Consider the following 3446-nt stretch of genomic DNA (forward strand, 5'->3'; position numbering starts at 1 on the left):
CATCGGCGCGCCACATAGGTCGCGGCGCGGTCGCGACGCACCGCCGCGGTGGGGCACCACAGGGCGCCGGTGGTTTCATCGTGGAAATAGAAGATTTCGCCCACATGGTCCGTGATCGGGTCATTCGACCATGGCGTGATCTGGTGTTCTCGGCTGTTGACGGACCATGTATAGCCGCTGCCCTCCGCCGAGACCTGAAAGCCGAACGTCGCGTTGGTGATGACATTGATCCATGGCGCGGGCGTATTCTGCCCGGGGCCGAGGACAACCACGTATTCCTGCCCATTTTCGGCAAAGCCCCCATGGCCGTTGAAGAATTCGAGCTCCGGCACCGGCGGCACGGAAAAGGCCGAGGCGGCTGCATGGCCTGGCCCCAGCGTGGGCAGGAAAGTGCGCGTGACGGGTGCCTGCGCATGGTCAAGCTGTTCCGCCAGCCCGTGCTCGGCCACCAGAACGACACGGGCGATGGACAGGATCAGGTTACGCACCGCCGGGGTCAGCAGGTCGGCGCGCAGCACGCGCACGGAACCCGCATTGCCCGCGGCCCCGCGTGGGACGGCATGCACCATATGGTCGAGCGTGACCTGCAGTTCCTGCAGGTAGGACGAGGGATGTTCGTTCAGGATGACGAAATCCACCGGCAGTTGCTTGAGCCGGAAATATTCATGCGCCAGCAGCAGCAGGCGCACGATGCCGGTATCGGCCGTTTCGCGTATGCGCAGGACCAGAATGGGCAGGTCGCCCGAAATGCTCTGTTCCCACAGCAGGGGCTGCGCGCCCGCCCCCCTGGCGATGGCGGTGGACCCCGCGCGCAGGGCGGGACCGGCAAACACGATATGCCCCGCCAGGCGCTGGAACAGATCCGCCATGGCGGCGGGAATGTCCAGATGGCGCAACTGGACCTGCGCCTGTGTCCATGCCAGCGTGCGCACGCGCTCGAAGGCGGTATGGTCCTTGTGCCTGTCGATCATGTCCAGCAGCAGCGTGCGGCTGGGGGCGGCCATGGTCCAGAATGCGATGCGCGCCCGTGCGCCGGGGCGGATGGCGGTGGAAACCCGAATGGAAAAGACGGGATCAAGCACGGTGCCAGTACGGCCCGAAAGGCCAGTCATGCCCGCCATGGCGGCGGGGTGGTGAACGGTCTGCCTGCGGCCGATAAAGCTGGCGCGGTCGGTCTCGATCTCGATTTCGCCATCACATACCGCCAGATGGGCCACCCAGATTTCCGCTTCATCGGGGGTGCGGCGGCGGCGGGTCGCGATCAGGGCGCGAAAGGCGGGCATATACTCGGTCTGGACGAACAGCTTGGTAAAGGCCGGATGCGCCAGATCCGCATTCTGCGCCAGCAGGGCCAGTTCGGCATAGGACGTGATCTCGATATCCATGACCTCGCTCCCGCTGTTGTACAGCGAAAGCTGGCGGACTTCGGCGTCATCCTCCGCCGAGACGAGAACATCCAGCGTCGTGGTCAGTGACCCGTCGCGGCGGCCAAACTCGGCGCGGTCTTCGTGAAAGGCGACGGCGTATTCATCGGGCGGGCTGCCGTCTGGCTGCGCCCCGGCGGACCAGACCTGTCCCGTCCTGCGGTTTTTCAGGTAAATATAGGATCCGTAGTCATCGCATGTGGCGTCCTCGCGCCAGCGCGTGATGGCCAGCCCGTTCCATCGGCTGTAGCCCGAACCCGCCGCCGTCAGCATGACCGTGTAACGCCCGTTGGAGAGCAGGTGCGTGACCGGTTCCGCCGTATCCGCGCGTTCCAGATAACGCCCCGCCGGTGTGGGCAGGGCGCGCATGACGGGCTGGGTATCCCCTTCGGATGGAAGCGGGCGGGCGACGGCGCCGGTGCGGGGCGCGCGCTCCTGCAACAGCAGCTCGGCCGAGGCGATGACCGGATCGGCATGAAAGCGGGTGCGCATGATCCCGTTCATGATGGCATCCGCCACGGCCAGGATGGACATGCCTGGTGATGCGCCATATAGCCCGCACGATCGCGACGGTGCCGTGGTCCGGAACGCGGTCAGGCGTGTAATCGAGGGATTCGTAAAGCCCGTAGCGGCCAAGCGCGCCGGTTCTGTCCAGCGCGTACAGGTTGGCCACCGCCTTTTGCGGGTCGACCATGGCGGCCAGCATGGTGGCGTAGGGGGCCACCACCGTATCCAGCCCCAGTCCACGCTTGAGCCCAGCCCCGGCACCCCGAAATTGGAATACTGATAGGTATAATCGAGATCACGCACATTATAGGCGGATTCCGAAATGCCCCACGGAATGCCGCGCGCCTGCCCGTAGGCGATCTGGCGCTGCACGATCAGGGCGTTGGTCTGTTGCAGCAGGCTGCCCATCGGCGCGCGCATGACGAGCGAGGGCATGAGGTACTCGAACATCGACCTGACCATGAGACGAGCGCCGCGCCATTTTTTACGGGTGTGATCGAACGCCCCAGCCGGAACCAGTCATGCGCGGGCATGTCGCCCTTGGCTATGGCAAAGAACACGGCCAGACGCGCTTCGGAGGCCAGCAGGTCATAGCAGTTGGAGTCCTGCGCATCCTCCGCCACCAGATAACCGATGGACAGCAGCTTGCGTGATGTATTGCACAGGAAACGGAAATCCATTTCCTGCGCCATTTCCCGCGCCCGGCGCGCCAGCGTATCAAGGCGGGCGGGCAGGGTCGCGTACAGATCGCCATCAAGGTCGCGCAGATGGCTTTCCAGCGTGCGCAGGGGGGCCGATACCCAGAACAGCCGGTCGGCAATGCCGTCGCTGTTGCCCCCGGGTGGGGTGGGGTGCATCTGTCCGGCATGTTCCGCCGCCATGGTCGCGTGGCGGTGCAGGCTGGCCAGTTGCGCTTCCGACCCGTCGCGCGTGGACAGGACGGCGTTTTTCAGTCCCGTCAGCAGCCGCAGCAGCTGCCGTTCGGGCACCGTATTGGTCAGGCGCGCGCCATTGTGAAATGTCAGGTCGGTCATGGCGATGTTCAGCGCGTCGGTGATGCCTTCACGCCATGTATCGGCCTGCGGGGCGTTATCGCGCCATTTCTGGCAGGTGCTGGCCAGCGCGATCAGGTGCCCCGCCAGATTGCCGCTGTCCACGCTGGAAACATAGACCGGATCGAGCGGGCTGAGATCGTCGGTTGCGTACCAGTTGTAGAAATGCCCCCGGTAACGGGGCATGGTTTCCAGCGTGGCGAAGGTGGCTTCCAGCCGGGCCACCGTATCGGCCAGGCCGGTCCAGCCAAAATCATGCGCGCTGGCGGTGCATAGCAGGTAGAGGCCGATATTGGTGGGCGACGTGCGGCGCGCCAGCACCGGGGAGGGATCTTCCTGAAAATTGTCGGGCGGCAGCATGTGGTCCGCCTGGGTGGTGAAGGTTTCAAAAAAGCGCCATGTGCGGCGGGCCGTCATGCGCAGCACGCGGATGTCGGTGCGCGAGGGCCGTGAGCGCGCGGCG

At 65.3% G+C, this 3446-nt stretch carries 1 pseudogene; it reads right to left on the bottom strand.

The features are described 5' to 3' along the window. Window positions 1–3446: pseudogene (locus tag JCM25156_RS23795) on the bottom strand (glucoamylase family protein); the annotation flags it as partial.

It is taken from the genome of Komagataeibacter kakiaceti JCM 25156 (assembly GCF_000613305.1).